22 protein-coding genes and 3 pseudogenes are annotated in these 21,152 nt (G+C 43.1%); 16 read left to right on the top strand and 9 right to left on the bottom strand.

Annotated features, from left to right (window positions below):
- The first annotated feature begins 45 nt into the window (after positions 1-45).
- From I6E38_RS04760 to I6E38_RS04775, 4 genes are all read left to right on the top strand, one after another.
- Entirely contained in the window at positions 46-870 is an 825-nt protein-coding gene (locus I6E38_RS04760; RefSeq protein ID WP_235392936.1) for a hypothetical protein, read from the top strand.
- A gap of 284 nt (positions 871-1,154) precedes the next feature.
- Positions 1,155-1,544, top strand: coding sequence for a plasmid mobilization protein (locus I6E38_RS04765; protein ID WP_235392937.1), 390 nt, complete (start codon positions 1,155-1,157; stop codon positions 1,542-1,544).
- 8 nt (positions 1,545-1,552) lie between these two features.
- Positions 1,553-2,779 (top strand): relaxase family protein, encoded by a 1,227-nt coding sequence (locus I6E38_RS04770; RefSeq protein ID WP_235392938.1) that lies wholly within the window; start codon positions 1,553-1,555, stop codon positions 2,777-2,779.
- 12 nt (positions 2,780-2,791) lie between these two features.
- Entirely contained in the window at positions 2,792-3,397 is a 606-nt protein-coding gene (locus I6E38_RS04775; RefSeq protein ID WP_235392939.1) for a hypothetical protein, read from the top strand.
- A gap of 120 nt (positions 3,398-3,517) precedes the next feature.
- On the opposite strand, the gene I6E38_RS04780 is transcribed toward I6E38_RS04775, so the two are convergent.
- Genes I6E38_RS04780 through I6E38_RS04795 form a run of 4 tightly spaced genes read right to left on the bottom strand, consistent with a single transcriptional unit; the run spans position 3,518 to position 7,193 of the window.
- Positions 3,518-4,783 carry a hypothetical protein gene (locus I6E38_RS04780; RefSeq protein ID WP_235392940.1) on the bottom strand — a complete coding sequence of 422 codons (1,266 nt, stop codon included), beginning with the start codon at positions 4,781-4,783 and terminating at the stop codon, positions 3,518-3,520.
- A 12-nt stretch (positions 4,784-4,795) separates the two neighbouring features.
- Positions 4,796-5,875, bottom strand: a complete 1,080-nt coding sequence (locus I6E38_RS04785; RefSeq protein WP_235392941.1) for a restriction endonuclease, SacI family — start codon at positions 5,873-5,875, stop codon at positions 4,796-4,798.
- Between the two features lie 2 nt (positions 5,876-5,877).
- Positions 5,878-6,993 carry a DNA cytosine methyltransferase gene (locus I6E38_RS04790; protein ID WP_235392942.1) on the bottom strand — a complete coding sequence of 372 codons (1,116 nt, stop codon included), beginning with the start codon at positions 6,991-6,993 and terminating at the stop codon, positions 5,878-5,880.
- Between the two features lie 2 nt (positions 6,994-6,995).
- Positions 6,996-7,193 (bottom strand): helix-turn-helix transcriptional regulator, encoded by a 198-nt coding sequence (locus I6E38_RS04795; RefSeq protein ID WP_217348435.1) that lies wholly within the window; start codon positions 7,191-7,193, stop codon positions 6,996-6,998.
- Between the two features lie 362 nt (positions 7,194-7,555).
- Here I6E38_RS04795 and I6E38_RS04800 point away from each other — a divergent pair.
- From I6E38_RS04800 to I6E38_RS04855, 11 genes and pseudogenes are all read left to right on the top strand, one after another.
- A pseudogene (locus I6E38_RS04800) lies at positions 7,556-7,651 on the top strand (DUF4134 family protein); the annotation flags it as partial.
- Between the two features lie 48 nt (positions 7,652-7,699).
- Positions 7,700-7,999, top strand: a complete 300-nt coding sequence (locus I6E38_RS04805; protein WP_005816074.1) for a DUF4133 domain-containing protein — start codon at positions 7,700-7,702, stop codon at positions 7,997-7,999.
- Between the two features lie 122 nt (positions 8,000-8,121).
- A pseudogene (locus tag I6E38_RS04810) lies at positions 8,122-9,519 on the top strand (TraG/VirB4 family ATPase); the annotation flags it as partial.
- A gap of 267 nt (positions 9,520-9,786) precedes the next feature.
- Complete coding sequence (locus tag I6E38_RS04820; protein WP_262912330.1) at positions 9,787-10,500, top strand: helix-turn-helix domain-containing protein; 714 nt, start codon at positions 9,787-9,789, stop codon at positions 10,498-10,500.
- A gap of 412 nt (positions 10,501-10,912) precedes the next feature.
- Positions 10,913-12,052 (top strand): site-specific integrase, encoded by a 1,140-nt coding sequence (locus I6E38_RS04825; RefSeq protein ID WP_235392943.1) that lies wholly within the window; start codon positions 10,913-10,915, stop codon positions 12,050-12,052.
- 25 nt (positions 12,053-12,077) lie between these two features.
- Positions 12,078-12,515, top strand: coding sequence for a helix-turn-helix domain-containing protein (locus I6E38_RS04830; RefSeq protein WP_235392944.1), 438 nt, complete (start codon positions 12,078-12,080; stop codon positions 12,513-12,515).
- A 111-nt stretch (positions 12,516-12,626) separates the two neighbouring features.
- On the top strand, positions 12,627-13,439 hold the full coding sequence (locus tag I6E38_RS04835) for a hypothetical protein (RefSeq protein WP_235392945.1): 813 nt from the start codon (positions 12,627-12,629) through the stop codon (positions 13,437-13,439).
- Positions 13,440-13,698: 259 nt separating this feature from the next.
- Positions 13,699-14,094, top strand: coding sequence for a plasmid mobilization protein (locus tag I6E38_RS04840; protein ID WP_235392946.1), 396 nt, complete (start codon positions 13,699-13,701; stop codon positions 14,092-14,094).
- Positions 14,091-15,356, top strand: coding sequence for a relaxase/mobilization nuclease domain-containing protein (locus tag I6E38_RS04845; RefSeq protein WP_235392947.1), 1,266 nt, complete (start codon positions 14,091-14,093; stop codon positions 15,354-15,356). The genes I6E38_RS04840 and I6E38_RS04845 overlap by 4 nt, the downstream gene beginning before the upstream one ends.
- Before the next feature lie 18 nt (positions 15,357-15,374).
- Positions 15,375-15,923 (top strand): hypothetical protein, encoded by a 549-nt coding sequence (locus tag I6E38_RS04850; RefSeq protein WP_235392948.1) that lies wholly within the window; start codon positions 15,375-15,377, stop codon positions 15,921-15,923.
- Between the two features lie 21 nt (positions 15,924-15,944).
- On the top strand, positions 15,945-16,250 hold the full coding sequence (locus tag I6E38_RS04855; RefSeq protein WP_235392949.1) for a hypothetical protein: 306 nt from the start codon (positions 15,945-15,947) through the stop codon (positions 16,248-16,250).
- A gap of 65 nt (positions 16,251-16,315) precedes the next feature.
- Here I6E38_RS04855 and I6E38_RS04860 read toward each other — a convergent pair whose 3' ends face one another.
- The 5 genes from I6E38_RS04860 to I6E38_RS04880 are packed head-to-tail and all read right to left on the bottom strand — an operon-like array spanning position 16,316 to position 19,057.
- A complete protein-coding gene (locus I6E38_RS04860; protein WP_235392950.1) occupies positions 16,316-16,786 on the bottom strand; it encodes a hypothetical protein in 471 nt (156 codons plus the stop codon).
- Positions 16,787-17,044 (bottom strand): hypothetical protein, encoded by a 258-nt coding sequence (locus I6E38_RS04865; protein WP_235392951.1) that lies wholly within the window; start codon positions 17,042-17,044, stop codon positions 16,787-16,789.
- Between the two features lie 12 nt (positions 17,045-17,056).
- Positions 17,057-18,028 (bottom strand): HindIII family type II restriction endonuclease, encoded by a 972-nt coding sequence (locus I6E38_RS04870; protein WP_235392952.1) that lies wholly within the window; start codon positions 18,026-18,028, stop codon positions 17,057-17,059.
- A gap of 8 nt (positions 18,029-18,036) precedes the next feature.
- On the bottom strand, positions 18,037-18,867 hold the full coding sequence (locus I6E38_RS04875) for a DNA-methyltransferase (RefSeq protein ID WP_235392953.1): 831 nt from the start codon (positions 18,865-18,867) through the stop codon (positions 18,037-18,039).
- The gene (locus I6E38_RS04880) at positions 18,842-19,057 is read right to left on the bottom strand and encodes a helix-turn-helix domain-containing protein (protein WP_235392954.1); all 216 of its coding nucleotides are present in this window, start codon (positions 19,055-19,057) and stop codon (positions 18,842-18,844) included. Before I6E38_RS04880 ends, I6E38_RS04875 begins: the two co-directional genes overlap by 26 nt.
- Before the next feature lie 546 nt (positions 19,058-19,603).
- On the opposite strand from I6E38_RS04880, the pseudogene I6E38_RS04885 reads away from it, so the two are divergent.
- Positions 19,604-20,956: pseudogene (locus I6E38_RS04885) on the top strand (TraG family conjugative transposon ATPase); the annotation flags it as partial.
- Positions 20,957-21,152 lie beyond the last annotated feature (196 nt).

A 21,152-nucleotide genomic window follows, 5' to 3' on the forward strand; every position in this document is an offset into this window, starting at 1 on the left:
AACAGTCTTGCCATTTATGGTTATAATATTCAAAATTCACAGAACATGGATAAACAAAAGATACATTACTGCTTCACGCTGTCCGATGTACAGATGGAGTATCTTCGCTGCAAGAAGTACAAGATTGACCGCATGGAATGCTTCATGTCTCTTGCCTCTCTTGCCGAACGTGAAACAACACTTGTACCTATCAGCAAGACCCAACAAGTAGAAATCTTGTGTGGGCAATGTATGGTTGACAATACCCAACTTGCCAAACTCTGGGATAAAGACCGCAAGACCGTACCCAAACTTTTACAGGCTATGGAGGCTGTGGGCATTTCCTCTTCACAAAAGGTTGGAGACAACCGCATCATTACCCTGCATTCACTCTCTGGTTGGTATGTGGACGGAAGATTTGTCAAGAACGGCTTTTCATTGAAGCGCAATGCGGATGGCTCTGCAATCATCCACACGGAAGTTCCACAAGCAAGAGTAATTGTTACGACAACGGAGGATGATACAAAGTCGGACAAGGAAGATGGGTATTCTGACAATGGCATATCCGATACTGACAACAAGGGCGATTCTTCTACGGCAGATATTTCCTCTTCCCTAAATTCTGCTTCATCTAATGATAATGGAACCGTGGGTAAGTTCGGAACGAATGGCAATCTTTCCGATGCTGTTACTGGTGGAATTTCCCCACAACAGAATTACTCCAGACAGTCTGTTGGCAATCCTTCTTCCATGCAAGAAGCAGATGCCAATCAGAATGAGGGAGAACACAACACATATCCACAGCATCTGGCAGGAGGACAAACACAACTGTCTAACGGTTCTAATGCCAATGGTTACAAGGCTAACAGCTACCATAACGGCAATCAATAGGTATAAAGAGGTTTATGAGCCACCATACCAATAAACATCCCAAAGGACGATTGACCGCCATAGGCTACCGCCAAACTGTTATACGTTTAAGCAGCCTTGGGGACGGACGCTGTTAAAAGTGCCGTCATTTTATAGGTACTTTTCGAGAAATCCTTTTGTAATACAGAAGCCGTGTCCGTCTTTCTGTATTCCTAAAAGTTTCTCGGACTACTCGCAGGCTCGCAGTCGTGACCACCTTTGCAAGGTGCTTGTAATCATCCCATTTTAATCAGAGACAAAGACAAATGAGAAAGAAGAAAATCATAAGGAAACCGCCTACGGAAGTCCATACCTATCGATGTGCGAAAGAAGAGTTTAAGCAGCTCCAGACGCTTGCCAAGGAGTGTGGAATTAGTCTGAGCCGCTATGTCGTTGAGACTGGTTTGAAGCACCGTCCACGCATGAGGCTCACCAAGGAAGAGGTGGACGCTCTCAACTCTCTCGCCATCGCAAGGACGGATTTGATAAAAATCAGCAACGTGCTATCCAAGAAAACGGCTGAGGAAAAGGCTCGGTTCTTCAAGAATGAGAAGTTCATGCGTTGGTGGATTGATGCCGTAGCAGGACTTATCCAACATTGGTATAGCATTGAAGAGAATATTGCAACAAACGTACAGACCAAATCAAAGGAGTAATCATGATTATGCTCGCAAAGGTAGTATCGTATGGAGGCAACTCCGTAAGGTACGCATTGGAAAAGGAGAATGCAAAGACGGTCAAGGTGAACAATATGCCCGATGGTCTTGACCCTACCGCCATCTGGTACATGATGAAGCATCATTGCCAGTATCATCAGGCGGAAAGGACTGTGGGCAGAAAGTTGGAAAGGTTCATGACCACGTTTGTACTTTCGCCTTCAAAGACAGAGTCTGCCAACTTCACGATGGAAGATTGGGCGGACCTTCAAGACGAAGCTTTGGAAGTTTTGGATTCTGTTGGACTTACGCCCAATGGTTTCTCCAATGAGATAAAGACCAACTTCACAAATTCTATGAATGTGGGCGGATTGCACTCTGACTCCAAGTCTGGAACGCTGCACCTTCACATTGATTGTTGTCGTGTGGATATGGAGGGTAACACCAACGATGTGCATGATATTCATCTTCGTGCAATGAAGGCTGCGGAAATCATCAATATGCGGCATGGATGGGAACAACCGCAGGAGATTCGGAATATGCGGAAAGTGGAGCTTGCGGAGGATTGCGAACATACTCTCAAAGATATGCAACAGTTCAACATAGACAGATACTTCAATCTGTTGCGCATGAAAGGCTATGAGGTTAAACCTCGTTACGACAAGCAGCGGAAACTTGTCGGCTACACAGTCGGCAAGAATGCTTCCGTGTTCAAGGCTTCTGAGATTGGCAGAAAGTTTATGGCATCAAAGATTGAAGACACCTGGAAGAAACTGCACCCACAACCAACACAAGTCAAGACAAAGCCTGTTTCCCCATCCGTTGCTCCTGCGCCTCGCCCAGTTCGTCCTGTCGTTCAGACTCAAACAGCATCACAACCAAAGGCGCAACCTCAAATTACACAAACGGCATTCACAATCAACATTGGCGATGAAGTCAAAAAGGTGTGGATTCCGAGCTCTGTCAAAGATGTCTTTACTAATGAGGTTCAGATTCCAGAGGATAATGATATAGCGACAACAGAGAATGTCGCTCATGTAGCAATGCTGTTGTTTGCAGGGTACATTGATGCAGCCACTTCCATGTCGGAGTCATATGGTGGTGGCGGTTCTGCTCCTTCTTCTGGTTGGGGAAAGAAGGATGATGAAGATGATAGGAAGTTTGCCCACCGTTGCGCACAGATGGCTCATTCCATGTGCAAGCCAAAGCCACGCAGCAGAAGTTTTCACCGATAAATCAATGACAATATGGCAATCAGAAAAAGCAAGATATACATAGATACAGAAGAAAGATCCGACTTCGACAACATGATGAATGATGTCGAAAACGAGGTTGAGGAACAGCAAGCTGAGGATGGACTTGTAAACCGAGTTCCTGAGTTGAAGCAGTTGAGTGAGGACATTGACAAGGCTACAAACACCTTCATCAATGCCACACTTGAACTGGAATCTGCCATTCTGCAGTATCAACGTGCGGAAGCCAAATTAGGTGGTGCTGTGACGACTATCAGCAAAAAGGTTGATACCATCAATCAGCACATAGACAAAGTCTTGGAAAATGCTCCCACGAAATTAAAGGTGACAGTAAATGTCAATGATGCTGACTGGAAGAAGATTCAAGAACTGTTTGCTAAAGAACGCCAATGGATGACCGCACAGATGCAGATGCATATCCGTGAGGTCAATTCCATGTTTGCTGATGAACGGAAAAAAGTCCGTGAACGCTACAAGGAATATGATGGTTGTTATCTCGGTCACTATGCCCAGTGGTTCTTTTGGTTTTTCTTCATAATAGGTATATCAGTGTTTGTAGGAGTCATTAGTGTGATGATTACACAAAACTATGATAAATAAATTACTCCACCTATTAATCTGAAACTTACGCCCTTAATATGTAAAGTGTAAGCAGAACTACGTCTTGGGTTCTACTTACACTGTTACTGCCATTATGGAATAAAGTGCTTTTTACACTTTCTAATGGGCAATCGTGGATTTGCAATATTGCTCGTTCTTTTTTATATATTCTTCAAATATATCTCCAAAAATGACGAGCATCATAGGTGTTGGAACAGGATTTAAAGGATCAGAAAGCAATATTAATTGGGTCTCCATTTCCTTAAAATCGCATATATATTGAGCCTTAGATGTCATTTCGAAATTGCCAGAAAGAATTGGAATCTTGTAATTATTTATAAACTTATCTTTTTCAGAATCAGGCAGAAAACTTTCTATAGTTTCACAGAAATATGTTATTTCAGTACTGAACAAAAAAGGCGTATTATTGAAACAATATCTAAATAATCCAGCTTTGTGTTTAAACTTAATTCCACAAGACTCATCAATTTTATGACATGTATTAAACATACCAAATATTTGAGTAGGAAGAAACTTATAACAAAGCTTATCTTCTTTTATTGCAGGTACACCAAAATTATCTATTACTTCTGATAAGTATATGAGTGAATTCTCTTTTCTTAATTCATCTATAATAAAAGCTTCTAATTCTTCTGGATGTAATATTTTAGTTTGACAATTGTATTTCTGATACACAGCCTTAGCTTTGTTTGCCAACTTTTTATCAGCAGTTACAAAAATGTCGCAAAGCATACCATAAAACATATGAGTAGCATCTGTGTCAATATTCATTAAACTTTTATCCTTTTTTTCAGGTCTAAAACCAAATAAATCAAGAATCATGCACATGCTTTTAAATCTTAATTCTGCATCAATCAATTGACTTAGACTAGGATGGGAATAGGACATGGACATCAGTGAATTAAGATTATGATTAGGCAAGTTTTGGGATATGTACTCATCAATAATTGAAAAAATATTTTGAGGAGCAGCGCCTTGAATTCTTTTGAACACATTAGTTGGCAACAACTTCTTAATTTCATCTTTGATTGATGAATACATTTCTGGAGTAATCAACTCAAAATTTTGTAGAATTTCAAGTTGATCACCATAAACTTCTATAACATCTCTAGGCTTATAGAACATTGGCATTATCTGCCCATTTTCTACCCGTAAATAATGATTTCCGCATATTGTTTCAAGAAGCGAAATGTCAGAGTCAAAAAAATCATTACCTTCTTTATGACTAACCAGGACATCCCTTATGTGTGCGTTTGAAAAGGGAAAAATAAAATTTCTCCCAAAACATTTTGCAATACTCAAAATAAATTTATATTTATTTTTTGAGTGAGTAATGCAGTTCCAATCAAAATATATCTTTAACATTTAGAAGATTTATTATAGTGCAAATTCTAGTGCAGTGTTCTTTATCCATTCGATAGTCTCATCCTTTGCATTGATACGTTTGGCATATGCCAAAAGAACTGTTACAAATTCTTGTAGCGAAATGGGGCGTTCTATAGAATACAGTCTAATTTTAACGAAGTCAATAATTGAAACAACAGAACAAAAGTATCCGTTTCTTCCATAACTTGATGTTGTCTCATTTACCTCTTCTGCATCATACATGACTGCTCTACCATAAATAAATAGCGTATTTGTCAGTTTTGCATATGCAAATTTCTTAATCGCATGTTCAACATCAATTTTTGCAAAATCCTTATCTTTCACCTCTATAGAAGATACAATATTTCCTTCCTTGTCAAAAATATCAATGTCACCAACCTCTTTCGAAGAAGCTCCACTTTCATTAACTTTATGTGCAACAACCAGTCTAGTACCACCATAATAAAAGTGTTCTATTGTAGCGACAACTAGTGGACACATTTCACCTTCAAGTTTAGACTTTGTTAAATCACATACATAATCTAAAATTATTTGAGGTCCAGTAAAATCTTCAAGATCTGAATCTGGAAGTTCGTATTTCTCAGCCACGGCATTTGCAATTTCTGCCATGTTAGCAAGAGCGGACGAAAGATACTTCTTCGCCAAAGAGGAATTTTTTACTTTGGACAGAATAGATATGAGGCTTTGGAGAGTTCTCATATCATTTCCCTTTCGTACTGCATTATCCGTTGTTAATCTTGGGAATCTTGCAGGCTTGTTAAGGAATGGCTCATTTGACCCACCCAAACTATTTGGCATAAATTCTCGTTCAAAAGGCACTAATACCTTATGACAAAGACTTCGTGCATCATAAGCTCCGTCTGATTCGTCACCAGCTTGAAGACTTAATGCATCAATCTCTTTGTTAACAGCTTTTGCCAATAAACCATTTACTAAGACATATTTATACGTCTTATGTGTTCCGTTTAATACGGATTTTATTTCTTCACCTACTTCATCGTTACAGAAAGTAGGGTTCTTTGAAAGAGCCAAAAGAATTTTTTTTGCTACTGTTTCTGATACTTTTTTCATTCCTAATCGAATAGAGTTTGTTCTACTTTACAATAAACAATTGATTTTTTATTCTGCAGTATGTCTATTACCATAGAAACAACCGCCTTTGCCAAATTGCAGGGTACTGCATTTCCTATTTGGGTATATTTGGATGACTGCGAGCCTTGAAAATCATATTCCAATGGAAATGTTTGCAATACTGCGGCTTCTTCTACAGTCATGCGCCTAAGGAATGGAGGAGCTTCTTGAAATTTTGCAATACTTATATCCTTTGAAATCTTCTCATGATAGCCCTTTACCCAAGCCTCTTTCCCCTCATACAGTTCATTTTCATCAATAATAGGGGTCTTGTTTCCACCCATTGAGGCAGGTAGTGTAGCGCTATAACCATCAAGTCTCGTCGGTCTGCCTAAACCATTGAAAAGCATCCCAGCATATGGAGACTTACGCATTATAGGGTTTGCCGCCAATGTAATTTTGGCTTTGCATGTTCCTGTATTGTTGCCTTCTCCTGCTCTATCAAGAATGCTCAATGCTTCTCTTACCGTTGGGGCTTTTTTTGAATAATCTTTTATCATCGTTTGCCAATCAGGAATTTGCTTACCATTTCCTTTTATACCAACAATAAAAATTCTTTCTCTTGCTTGCGGAACATCGAAGTCCGAAGCATTTAATATCATCAGGTTAACTGAATATCCTAATGCACGCATTTCTGCTAGAAGTTTTTCGCGTATAGGCTTCCATTTGTCAAGAGAGCCTAATGCTTTTACATTTTCCATAACAAAAGCTTTAGGTTTAACGATAGAAATAGCTTTTAGATAACTCCAAATAAGTTGGCTGCGTACATCGTTAATATCCATTTTTCCTGCAACAGAAAAACCTTGACATGGAGGACCGCCAATAAGTAAATCTGCATCGTTTATAACAGGAAAATGTTCAAGTATTTCATTGATATTACCCTGAACGATATGATTACCTATGTTTTCACGATATGACATACAAGCTTCTTTCATCATGTCATTGGCAAAAACGATATGGGATCCAGCCAAAATGGCACCAATATCTAATCCTCCTGCACCAGAGAATAAAGATACTGTCTTTATTTTATTTGATTCGTTTAACTCTTTAAGATTCATATTTACAAATCATTAATTAAATCCTTTGGACTTATATTTAAAACTTTAGCAATTTCTCTTAACTGTTCAAGAGAAGGCTGAGATTTATTCTGAGACCACCGACTTATTGTAATCACAGATTTATTGAGTTGTCCTGCCAACCATTTGTTTGTAATGTTTTTTTCAGCAAGAACTATTTTAAGTCTATTTACCAACTGCATTTGTTATTCATTTTAGACTACAAAGTTAGCAATTTAATTTAATATATTAACACAAAACGATAACTTTAACTTTTGTTAGGCATGTGTTCTATTTCAAATATGTTATCAATGAGGGAAGTGACTACTGCTTTTTAGTGAGTTTATAGCTTTACATAATAGAGGTTCAATATGAGATTCACACACAATACAACTTCGTCTTTTAATGATAGAATCGGAAAATTACCATTGTTTTCCATGTTAATTTATGTTTTCTCATGCTTTCATTTTGGAGTTTCTTGATTTTGTTGTTCCTAATTTGTTTCTTTCGTCATTTTATTATCCCGATTAGTATTGACTATCAGCACATTACGAACAATCAGTAAGATTTCAAGAAGAAGATCATGATGGTCGTCGGCGCATGTATTTTCCTCATTGCAGCAGCCCAGGCACTGCCTCTGTTCTTCGGCATTGGAGGTTAAACGCAGCGTGAGATTGTGAGTATGTAGAACGTTAAAACACTGACAGTTATGGCAGATACGAAGCAAGAGCGTTTTCCGGATTATCCCATTTTCAAGGGACTGCAACGTCCATTGGAGTTCTTCGGGTTGCAGGGACGCTACATCTACTGGGCGGCAGCCACCGCAGGAGGAGCCGTTGCGGGTTTCATCCTCGGCTACTGCATCTTCGGTTTCGTGGCAGGACTCGTGCTGCTAGTCCTCGCCGTAGCTGTCGGTGGCGTTCTCATCGTCATGAAGCAGCGCAAGGGCTTGCACAGCAAGAAGAGTGACAACGGCATATTCATCTATGCCTATTCAAAGAAAGTGTAAAACAAAAAAGAGAATCCATTATGTCCAAGTGGAAAGCTATCAATGATTGTAAGTGAATGGAGGTGGGGGCATCACGCATGAGGGTGCGCCCGCCTTTTTGCGATTAAAAAAGAAAAAGAACAATGACCCTATACATCATACTCATATTCTCAGCCATCTGCGTGGGCATGGCCATCAGTGTCAAGGCATTCGGCACGGGAGGGAAGCGCAAGCGCATCTTCCAGGACATCTACTTCTCCATCGAGGAAGTGGATGGCATCGGCGTGCTCTATACCAAGACGGGCGAATACTCCGCTGTTCTGAAGATGGAGAACCCTGTGCAGAAGTATTCCGCCAACATCGAGGCCTACTATGAGTTCACCCACCTCTTCGCCGCCCTTGCCCAGACCTTGGGCGAAGGCTATGCGCTGCACAAGCAGGACGTGTTTGTGAGGAAGGCATTCAAGGAAGAGAACGGTGGAAATCATGAGTTCCTGAGCGAGAGTTACTTCCGCTATTTCAACGGCAGACCCTTTACCGACAGCGTCTGCTACCTCACCATCACACAGGAGAACAAGAAGAGCCGTCTGATGTCGTTCGACAACAAGAAATGGCGTGACTTCTTGGTGAAGATACGCAAGGTGCACGACCAGCTGAGGGATGCCGGCGTGAAGTCCCGATTCCTCGGCAAAACGGAAGCCTGCGAGTATGTGGACCGTTTCTTCTCCATGAACTTCCGTGACAAGGTGGTGTCGATGACCAACTTCAAGGTCGATGACGAGACCATCGGCATGGGGGACCGTAGCTGCAAGGTGTATAGCCTTGTGGATGTGGATTATGCCAACTTGCCGTCGGTCATCCGTCCCTACGCAAATATCGAGGTGAACAACACCAGTATGCCCGTTGATCTCGTGAGCATCGTCGATAGCGTGCCCGGAGCCGACTGCGTGGTGTTCAACCAGATGGTGTTCGTGCCCAACCAGAAGCGTGAGCTTGCCCTACTCGACAAGAAGAAAAACCGCCATGCCTCCATGCCCAACCCCAGCAACCTGATGGCTGTAGAGGACATCAAGCGTGTGCAGGAGGTGATAGCCCGTGAGAGCAAGCAGCTCGTCTATACCCACTACAACCTCGTGGTGGCAGTGAGCGGCGACACCGACATACAGAAATGCACCAACCATCTCGAAAACTCCTTCTCGCGCATGGGCATCCACATCAGCAAGCGGGCCTACAACCAGTTGGAGCTGTTCGTCAACTCTTTCCCCGGCAACTGCTATGGCATGAATGCCGACTACGACCGATTCCTCACCCTCGGCGATGCCGCCACCTGTCTGATGTACAAGGAGCGCATCGTGCATAATGAGGACACCCCGCTGAAGATATACTATACCGACCGCCAAGGTGTGCCCGTAGCCATCGACATCACAGGAAAGGAGGGAAAGGAGAAGCTGACCGACAACTCGAACTTTTTTTGTTTGGGTCCTTCGGGCAGCGGCAAGTCGTTCCACATGCATGTCATATGGACTAAAACGCATCGAAAAGAACTCCAAACAAAACTTAGAGAATCGTCATAAAATGCTCATTTTCAATACATATTCATTAACATAACGCTCCAACCGCCTATTGCGAGTTTCATCCGTTTAGAGTAATTTTGTACCACGGTTGTACCACGTGAAATCACGGACACGGACAGAAGGCTGTTACTTTGTGGCACATTATGGCACACTATGGCACTCTATGTCACTTTCCGTTATGGACCGTGTACAGAATTGCAAACAAAGTAAATGAACGGACTAAAATTTTGCAGTATGGCACAAGTAAATGAAACAGAGAGACATCAACTGTCCTCACAAAAATTCTTCACTGTCCAAGATGCAGCCGATTACCTCCGAATAAGTAAGAGGTCTATGTATAGGCTAATTCAAAGAGGTGAAATCATCACGGTAAAAATCATGTCAAGAATGACGCGGATTACATTGGATGAACTGTTGAAACTTGCCCACTCCAAAGGCTATGAGGTGATAATGCCGAACGAGACTATTTCTCGCCAAGATGCCGAGACAGGCTCAGTCAACAAGTTGGCAAAGTGTCGCAAGACTCCCAAGGCTGGGGAAAGAGCACCTGATGGAGTAACCCACGACACCCATTACACGATGGCAGAGGTGTTGAGCACCTTTGATATTAAGTATGGCAGATTCTATGAAGTCCGCAACCGCTACCAACTCCAATCAGTCCATGCATGGGGTACGACATGCTTCAAGAAAGAAGATGTAGAGAGGGTCATCGGGCTTTATAATGAAGAACAGGGAAAGAACATTTCCGATGACTGGTACACCTGCTTCGACATTATGAAGCTCTACGGATTGGGCAAGACACAGGTACGCAGATTTGCAGAAACTCATGGAGTGAGAATCCGAAAGTTCAAAGGCGGAAGAGCCAACTACTATCTGAAAGCAGACTGGGAGGCTGCACGCAAGAAGGCAGAGAAGAACAGCACTTCAACCAAAGCAAAACGGAAGTGAGACACAAGGCAACGACTGTTTCAAACAAATTCATATACGACCCATGCCGTTGCAAATGGTCTGAAACTGCTATCATTGACGGTCGAAACAAACCCCAAACGCAGAGAAACGGATATAAGATAAAAAGCGCATCCGACACCTGTTTTAAGTCTGATTTTTAGCGTAAAATCATACTCAAAAGCAAATTCAGGTTAAATTCAGACAGTATTTGAAGCCATCATTACTTTTCTCTTTTCACGGCAATCTAACTTTGCATCGGATTTGAGAGTTAAAGCGTTGCAACAGAACGAGCAGCGAGAGCAGAGCCAAACATGTTTGAACTATGCCGAGTCGCAAGTGAGGAAGGCAAAGCCAACAAAGGCTATTCGCATTTACAGATACATATCATAAACAATAATAAAACAGTAACAATATGACAAACATTTGTACAAAGGTCACCGTGCGGAGACGACCTATCAAGAACGGACAGACTTCCCTCTATTTGGATTTCTATCCTCCAGTCCGCAACCCGAAGACAGGCAAGCTCTCACGCAGGGAGTACCTTGGTCTTTACATCTACACCAACCCTGTTGAACGCTTTCAGCAGGAGTATAACAAGAGTATGATTCAGAAAGCGGAAATCATCAAGTGCCGCAGGACTGAATCCATCATCAATGAGGAGTATGGCTTCCTCGACCGCAACAAGGGAAAGGAGAGTTTCTTGGAATACTTCAAGAACCTCATGATTGAACGTGGCAGCAGCCAGAACTGGGCTACCGCCTACATGCACTTCCACAACTACACCCATGGTGAGTGTCGTTTCTGTGATCTTACAGTTCCTTACTGTCAGGGCTTCCTTGACTATCTGTTGTCGGATGCCTGTATGCACAATGGCAAGCGTATGATGGGTACGACCGCCAACAACAACCTTACCAAGTTGAAGTGCATCCTTGCCATCGCTTACGAAGACGGACTGCTCAAAGAGAACATTGCCAAGAAACTTGTACGTGCAAAGGCTCATGGCAACAAGCGACAGTTCCTCACCAAGGAAGAGTTGTTGCAGTTGTCTCAGACTCCTTGCAAGAGTGATGTTCTTCGCCGTGCAGGTCTCTTCTCCTGCCTCACTGGTCTTCGCCTCTCTGACTGCATCAGACTCCAGTGGGAGAACATCGTCAAGTTGGCTGATGGCGGCTGGGGAATGGACATTATCACAAAGAAGACTTCCACCGCTGCAATCCTGCCTATCAGCGAAGAGGCTCTACAGCTTTGTGGCGAGCGAGGCACAGGACAGGTGTTCAAGAACCTCACGAACAGTACAGTGGCATTGTACCTCAAACCGTGGATAAAGGATTCCGGCATTGAGAAGCACATCACCTTCCACTGCTTCCGCCATACCTTTGCCACCTTGCAGTTGGCAGAGGGTACGGACATCTACACCGTGAGTAAGCTGCTTACCCATAGCAATCTTGCCACTACACAGGTTTATGCCGATGTAGTGGACGAACTCAAACGTGATGCGGCAGAACGTATCTCGCTCAAAATGCCAACCAAGGCAGAGAGTGACCAGACATAAGTGAATAACAAAATCAGGATAACAAATGGAAGATAACAAATCACTATCGTTCGACCAACTGCCCAGTGCTGTTGGCGAACTTCTGACGAAGGTCAATACGATGATGACTCGTCTTGATGACATTGGTCAGAGAATAGGCAATGCTCCGAGCGAGGATAACCATGTTCTTATGGACATCAGAGAGGCAAGTGCCTTTGTACGAAAGAAGGTCTCTTCGCTCTATGCTTACACATCCGAGAGGCGCATCCCTTTCTACAAGAGAGGCAACACGCTATATTTCTTCAAAGACCAGCTGATAAAATGGATTGAGTCAGGTGGCTCTTGGGATAAGCCCTACGAACCGACCCAGGAGGAACAGGCAGACTTCGAGGCTCATCTGGCAATGTTGCAGAAGAGCAAGAAGAACAAGCCTTCCTCCATTAAGAGGGACAAGGATGAGAGATTACCCAATGGAGAAGAATGACATGATGGACAATAGAACCACGGAATCTACATTTTTGCGAAAGGGAAAAAGAATAAACATTCATTTTCTCTTTGCTGAGTAATCCGTTTCACTTATAACCAGTTTTTCAAGATGAGTAACCAAAGCATAAAATACGGAATCCTGCTGACCAAGGAGCAGCTCGATTTCTTGAAGGATGACAGGCAGGGCTTCCACCGCATGACCGCCTTCGACACTTTTGTATCTATGGCTTCCATCAAGCCAAGTGTTTATCAGAAGACAGGCTTCTCCGCTTCACTCTCCATCGGGCAGTTTGCCATCTCAACCGTAGAGCTGTCTGCCCTCTGGAAGTGTGACCGCAAGACAGCGGCAAAGGTGGTGGAACTGTTCAATCAGGTGGGTATTCTCTCAACAGAGAGGAATAACCGCACCTCCATCCATACTATACTCTGCATCGCCTTCTGGTACGTTGACGGCATCAAGGAAGCCATCAAGAACCCTTTCTATAACCGTCAAGCCGTGACTTCCGCCACCCAAGAGAAACTGGTGTCCGATGTCCCATCCGAAACCGTTTACTCTTCGGGAGGCAATCTCTCCAATGGCACAGGGCAGCAGAAAGACAACAGTGTCATTCCTGCCACTGCTGACATTCAGCAGCCCCATGTTCCTGCCTCTTATAATACTTCTTCCCCTTCCGTTAATTCTCATGTCATCGGGGACGGACTTTCAAATCCTTCTCCGATACCACAAGACTTCAAACAAAGGGAAGAGAAAGGTGATACCTATTTTGAGTATGAGGTTGGACAGCCGTCAGAAGATAACTACAACCAGGACGAAGAGACTCCTTCTGTTGAACTGCTGCCGCCTCCTGTCTATGATGACGAAGGCAATCTCTTGCAGCCTCCAGGCGATGAGAGACTCTTTGAGGAGAACACGGAGCAGTAAGACGCACACAACTCCCCAAGGCATTCATGATGCCATTTCTCCTTTTCCCTTATTTCAACTATTGACAGTCCTGACAGACAAGCTATTCAGGAGCCGGCACCTCTATTAGCCGTAGTTTTTTCGGAGGTCTAAACAAGAAGTACCAGTGTCAGACGGTTTCGCTTCGCCCACCGCTTCCTACTGGCATTCTTGAATGTTCGCAGGCTCACATTGGCTGTCCTGTTATATCAGAGTATAAACTTTATAAACCCCATTTACAATGGCAAAAGACAAGAATAGCAATACGGAGAAGACATCAATGAAGAGACCTCCGAAGACCAGACACATTGACGTTCGTTTCACAGAAGAAGAATACAATGAGGTAGTGCATAATGCCCGATTGTCAGGCAGGAGCAAGAGCACCTATCTCCATGACTTAGGCATCGGACACAAACCTTCCCTACCCATGACCGAAGGGCAGGAGGAAGCCTTGAAGGGCTTAATCGGGGCAAGGTCTGAACTGGTTTATGTGCGCAATGCGCTTCATGCCCTGCCACAGACGGAGAGGCTGAAACTCTTCAAGAGAGCCGACTTCATGGAGCGTTGGCTCCAAGGTATCAACACCCTGATAGAGGAATTGAGCCGCATTAGGGACAAATTCTTAGATATGTTATGATAGCAAAAGCATCAGCAATTCAGCATGGGCAGGCAATGACCAATTACGCAACCAAGAACAACCGTGCGGACATCGTCAAGACCAACCATCTTAGCGAGGGTCTGCCGCCTATGGGGATGTGGGATGAAATGGTGTTGCATCAGTCTATGTTCAAGCAGAGGTATGTCAAGAAGCCCATCGAACTGACGTCCATCCGCTTTGAGCTTTCCCCATCTGAGGAAGAGGCACGCAACTGGACGATGGAAGACTGGCGGAGATTCCTTGACGAGTTCATCCGTGAGTTGGATGGCATCTCCAAGGTGAACCATATCGGGAAGAAGAAGAGCAAGGCTGCATCTTCGGTCAAGCCGACCAACATCGCCAACTCGCAGTATTTTGCCGCCCTTCACCGTGATTCCAAGAGTGGTATTCCCCACCTGCATCTGGTGGTGAACCGCATCGACATGGATGGTAATCTCAATGATGTGAAGTTCATCGGTGAGCGTGCCGTGATGGCTGCGAAAGCAGTCAATAAGCGTCATGGCTGGAAGGATGCCATGGATATTCGTCAGGAGCGTATTGCAGAGGTGACCAAAGCATGTATGGATGTGCTGCGGTCAATGCCGTTCTTTGACTGGGATGAATATGCCGACCGATTGAAGGCAAAGGGATATGACATCGAGCTTATCCGTGACAAGACTGGTCAAGGCAGGGTGCATGGCTATCGCTTCAATTTCGGCAGAACGACCATCAAGGCATCAGAACTTGGTGTAGGCAGGAATCTCACAGCATCGAAAATCGGGAATACCTTCCGTAAACTGCACTCACAGACAACCCTTGTTGCAGTTGGTCAAAGACCTGCTTCTTCTGTTCCAAGCGCTACTACATTGGACAGCCGAAATACGGCAGTTTCAAGTGGTCAGTCTCGGACAACCTATGATAGCAAACTTGTCCCTCCTGCCAGATTGAGGAAGATTATTGAGGTTGATGGCGAGCGTTTCAACATAGTCATGCAAAGAACCGCATACGACACGATGAACAGTTGTATCGAAGTCCCTGAGAATGGATCTGCAAGCCACACTGACATTCTGAATGTGGCTATGCTGCTCTTCATGGACTACCTCGATGCTGCCACATCTATGTCTGAGTCCTGTGGTGGCGGTGGCAGTCCTGGCAGTGGTTGGGGTCGGGATAAGGACGAGGATGACCGTGACTGGGCAAGACGCTGCGCAAGGCAGGCAAACAGCCTCTGCAAGCCTATAAAGAGAGGCATGAGACGATAACTTTCAAACAAAAACGGTATGGGAAGAAACAAGAAAGATGCCACAAAGGATGTGCTTAACCTGTACAATCAGATGCAGGAGGACGAGAACATCGAGAGTGGCAAAGACGAAATCAAGGTGACTCTGGAAGAGATTGAATCAGCCAAGGAAGTACTCAATAAAGCCAAGGAGGAACTGGGCTATGCCTATCAGAGATTGGAATCAACGAAAGTGGCACTTATGGCTGCCCACAGGAGTACGGAGAACATCGTTGACGGCATCTGCCATGCCATAGTCAAGGCTGAGCAAAGCAACCTCAAAGTAGGCATTAACGATGAAGGACTTGCTCTGTTGGACGAGCGGAACAACACCGCCATTTCAGCCTTCAAGCAATCCCTTGACGAGCATGAGAAGCGGATAAAAGAACTGTTCGCTCACCAGCAAAAGGAGCTCAAACGAATCCGAAATATCGAGGAGGGTGCATACTTCAACGGTCGCACCTATGCCTGGATGTTCGGCTTAGCTTTTGTGAGTTGGGCAATCATCTTGGTTGAATTAACCATTTGGATATGTATTAAACTTTTATAGCAAACTCAAAACATCAGAATTATGACAGACAACGAATACCGCAAGACAAGAAAAGCAGCAGCCGATGCCCTTATCTACTGGGCAAAGACAGGCATGAGACAGTTCACCATGCGTGACGCAGTAAACAACTATCTGGAGGCGAGCGGTGCAAACCGCCCCTCCATCGGTGGCGAAGAGACCATCCTCGCACACAGAAAAATAGCAGCCAACCGACTGGCGATTGACTGCATATATGCTTTGTCCAAAGAGGAACTATACAAGGTGGATAGGGAGTTGGAGGGGATTGTTGGAGATGTTCCGAGGCAAGGGCATTCTTTAAGACGATAATTGCAGTACTGATTGTATTGCTTTATCAGTTCAGTCTGAGCGTTTTTGCATGTTAATGATATACATTATAACTGAACTGACAAAATAGAACTTCTTCCTAATTCATAATCATCGTCCCATAAAACTTTAATCTTTATTACATCAGGACAACCCATACATAATCCTACAGACTCTTCCCTATATGATTGGGGATTGATTAAATCATAATCTCCCCAGTCATTATACATAAGTAAACCATCCAATTCTTTTTTAGGAGTTAGAATTTCTATCCGCACATTTCTGGCATCTGATTTACCAGCATTAACGAAACGGATACGACCTCCTCCTTTACATGCTACGAAGTTACACTTTATCTCAGCTTTATTTTCTTCATCCACAGCTTTAGAGAGTTGCTTTATTTGCAGCTCGTTTAGTAACTTCTCTTGATTTTTAATAATACGGTCATGTCGGAAATATGCCCATAGCCCTCCAATTATTCCAAAACCAGAGAGTATATGACCGCCCCATTCTTTGAAGAGTCCTAATATGCTATCCATCTATTTGAACTTTATATGTTTATTACCTTTGAAAATTTTTCTGATTTCACTTTCTAAGTATCTCTTTGCGTCCGATTTTATCTCTTCTTTAACTTCCTCAATGGCATCCTCATTTAGTTCTTTCAATTCATCAATGCCACCAAAGTACTCTCTGTTACAAAAAGTACATTTAACGTATGACTTGTCATCACTATACTCAAAACTGTCTTCGCGACCACATGTGGCACATCTAAGACGAAGAAAATATTCTTTTTTCATATCAGTCAGAATTTAATCATGTGGACGAAATCTAAGAATATTGTATTGTTGCCGTTCAATATCTTCGCATTCATTCTTATATCTTGCCTCAATCGCTATATTCCGAAGCTCATCGATGCTAAGTTGTTGAAGCTCAAACTCTATCATACCACGTTTTTCTGCAAGATATGCAACAATCTGGGATATGACATGGTTGACCTTCTTTTTAATAATTTTGGCAGCTTCTTCCATAAACCTATTATATGCAGCCCTGTCTTTTTGGGTTGGAGCAAGAAGGTGGTTCTTGACCCCATCCCAATAGTACGACCTGTCTTGTTTTGCCTCTGGGAAAATCTTGTCATAGTTCTTAAGAAAGGTAATGACCTGTTTGTATGAGATTCCCTTCTTCAACATATATGCCATTTGTTCATAAAAGAGCATCATTATTGGGGGATTTCCTTCTGTAAAATAGTAATAGGCTTCACTTCCTTTTTTCCAGTCATGCAAAGATGGGAATGTAACCAATCCTCCGACTTTTGTCTCCTTGTATTGGTCAAGCCATGTTGTATATGCCTGTTTCTTAATTGTATCTTTGACATTAGGTGCTGCCTGACTTCTTCCTAATCTGAAACTTTTAGCATCACACACAATAACATTATTCCTTCTTTTTATAGTTACATCTTCTTTGTTTGATTTTTGGGTTTGCAGGAAAGAATCAGTAAACCCTATTCTTCTTGCCCATTCACAGACCAAAGATTCTATCAACTTTGAATAAAGTGTTTCTTGGGAAGAATCTGGCAGATAAAATTCGGGAATATATCCAGAATGCATGACCAACAATGCAAAATCATCATTGGTCATAGATTTTATCTGAGAAGCAAACTCCTGTTCTATTACTGATGTATTAGGAGCGACTTCCCAGTTTTTCACTTTAGATTTAATAAATCTCTCAATATAATCGAAACTATCATTGAGTTGCTTGTCTTTGTACTTATCTATGAACATGTCTAAAGTTAAATTATTCGATTACTATAAAACAAATCATTATCTGTCTGTGCCTTATGCTTTTCTAAACGCTTATTTGCAAGTTCGCAATACTCTTCGCTTATATCAAAACCGATGTACTTTCTCCTCAAATCACTCGCTGCAACAATGGATGTGCCACTGCCACACATTGGGTCTAATACAATTTCGCCTTCATTAGTCCATGATAAAATATGATCCTTTGCTAAGTCATATGGAAACGGTGCAGGATGACCCTTTGCTTCTTGGTCAACGGCTTTTTTTCCAACTACATATTCCCATATATTACCTTTTAGTTTATCCTCTTTTACAGGTTTCGCCATCTTTCCTCTTGTCTGTGTACCAGTTGAGAAATTTTTATATGTAGTACCTTTAAGTTCCAGTCCTGCATGCATACAAGGAACATAGATAGGATTATGCGTTGCTACTGTTCCTTTTGAAAATACGAACATATACTCAAAGACATTTGTGTACCTCTTTCTGTAAATCTGCGGAATGGGGTTAGACTTTAGGAAAATCATTGTATCATGAATATTAAAACCTATTTCCTTGAATTTCAATGCTTGTCTAAAACTCGTTCCTGTTTCAGTACCATTAATTGTGGCATCGTTGACAACCCATACAACAACACCACCTTCTTTTATTACCCGGAATAATTCTGCGGCTATTTCTTCAAACGGGAAGCTATAGCCCTTATATGTCCGCAGATTGTCATATGGGGGTGATGTGATACACATATCCACAGAAGCATCTGGGAGTTGCTTCATTAATTCAACACAGTTTCCTGCTGTGATTTTATTTATCAAGTTGTTCATCTTCATTATTTTCAATTAAAAGTCTTACATCTACATTTAGAATTTTTGCTATTGTTAGCAATGTTTCTAAAGTCGGTTGAGAACGGTTGCAGACATACGAATTGACAGTATTAAAGCTCTTATTGAGTTTTTTTGCCAACCATGTTTGAGAGATTCCTTTCTCATCCAAGATTTCTTTTATGCGATTTATCTTCATAAAAATATATCGGATTTCTTTGCAAAAGTACACAATTTTATGTTATAAACCAAATTTTTATAGAAAAATCTTCACTTTGTAATTTCAAAAAGAGGTATTATCGGCTATTTACACAACAATTGTATGTTTATTAACCAACATTGAGCTATGTACTTTACTACTATTGCCGCCGAATTATTAACCTGCATTGTCTATCAGCAATATATGCCGACTGAGATACAACTGAGGTACAAGACATCCATTTTCGCCCAATGTTGAAGCCACCAAGAAGGCTCTCTCATCCCTCTTTTTCTTTTTCGACCGTCTCACTCTTTATGGCTGATGAAAGTGGGACTTTTCATCAAAAATGCGCTCTTTGGATAGCAACCAGCCAAAATTGCCCAAAATATTTTCATAAATAATCTTAAAACTGCTTTTTGCCCCTGTCATAGTTTTTTCTCTTTGCCGAGTGCCTTGAACTATAGATTTCCCCTGTTCAAAATTTGTACCGTTTTGAATTTGTTGTTTTTAAGAGAGTGCTGTGGCTCAGCGTGTTAGGAAATACAAAAAGGCTTCCACATGAACAGCGTGGTGCGTCAGTTGTGGGAGCAGAACACCGACATCGTCATGGTCGATACGGGTAACTCGTATGAGGGACTCTGCGAGTATGTGGGCGGCAAGTACATCGCCTATACGGAGGACAAGCCCATCACCATGAACCCCTTCAACATCAGCAAGCGGGAGCTGAACATTGAGAAGATAGACTTCCTGAAGAACCTGATACTGCTGATATGGAAAGGCTCGGAGACGCAGATACCCGAACTGGAGTTCCGTGTCGTGGAGCAGTTGGTGACGGAGTATTACGATTTCTATTTCAACGGTGTGCAGCCCTATCCTTCCTCACAGAAGGAGACACTGAGAAAAAACCTCTCCACCATGGAGAAGCGGCGCGGCACGGAGCTGACGCAGATACACGACAAGGTGGAGAAACTCATCAAGGGACTGGAGGAACGGCGCATGGCATTGAGCGTGAAGACCCTCTCCTTCGACTCATTCTATGAGTTCGCCTGTGAGCGTCTCGACCAGATCTGCATCGAGAACAACATCACCACCATCGACTGCGACAACTTCGCCTATATGCTCCAAAACTTCTACCGTGGCGGCAAGTACGACAAGATTCTCAACGAGAACGTGGATAGCACCTTGTTCGACGAGACCTTCATCGTCTTCGAGGTGGATGCCATCAAGGAGAACAAGCAGCTCTTCCCCATCGTGACGCTCATCATCATGGACGTGTTCCTGCAGAAGATGCGCCTGAAGAAGAACCGCAAGTGCCTTGTCATCGAGGAGGCATGGAAAGCCATCGCCTCGCCGCTGATGGCCGAGTACATCAAGTACCTATACAAGACAGCCCGAAAGTTCTGGGCGAGCGTGGGCGTAGTGACACAGGAGATACAGGACATCATCGGCAGTCCCATCGTGAAGGAAGCCATCATCAACAACTCCGACGTGGTGATGCTGCTCGACCAAAGCAAATTTCGTGAGCGATTCGACGAGATCAAGGCGATATTAGGATTGACGGATGTGGATTGCAAGAAGATATTCACTGTCAACCGCTTGGATAACAAGGAGGGAAGAAGTTTCTTCCGTGAGGTGTTTATCCGACGTGGATCGACGAGCGGAGTGTATGGTGTGGAGGAGCCGCACGAGTGCTATATGACCTACACCACCGAGCGAGCTGAGAAGGAGGCATTGAAACTCTATAAGCATGAACTGAAGTGCAGACATCAGGAGGCTATCGAGCGGTATTGCAGAGATTGGGATGCCAGTGGCATCGGGAAGTCGTTGGCATTTGCGCAGAAGGTCAATGAGGCGGGGCATGTGCTCAATTTGACGGACGATGGAGCCACTCGCCGCTGACACGGCGAGCACGGGGGCTGATTGATGGAAACGGAAATCCCGGAATAGACGTAAAGCCCAGATGCCCGAAAGCAAAACTTTCGGGAACGGTGGCTGGGTAGTATTTACGATTAGTAGTAAATACGATTAGTAGTGAATACTACCAATAGTAAATACTACAAGTAGTAAAGTAGTGGAATAGTAGAAACTGAAAGTA

The organism is Leyella stercorea, from assembly GCF_021531355.1.
In the GTDB taxonomy this organism is placed as follows: Bacteria; Bacteroidota; Bacteroidia; order Bacteroidales; family Bacteroidaceae; genus Prevotella.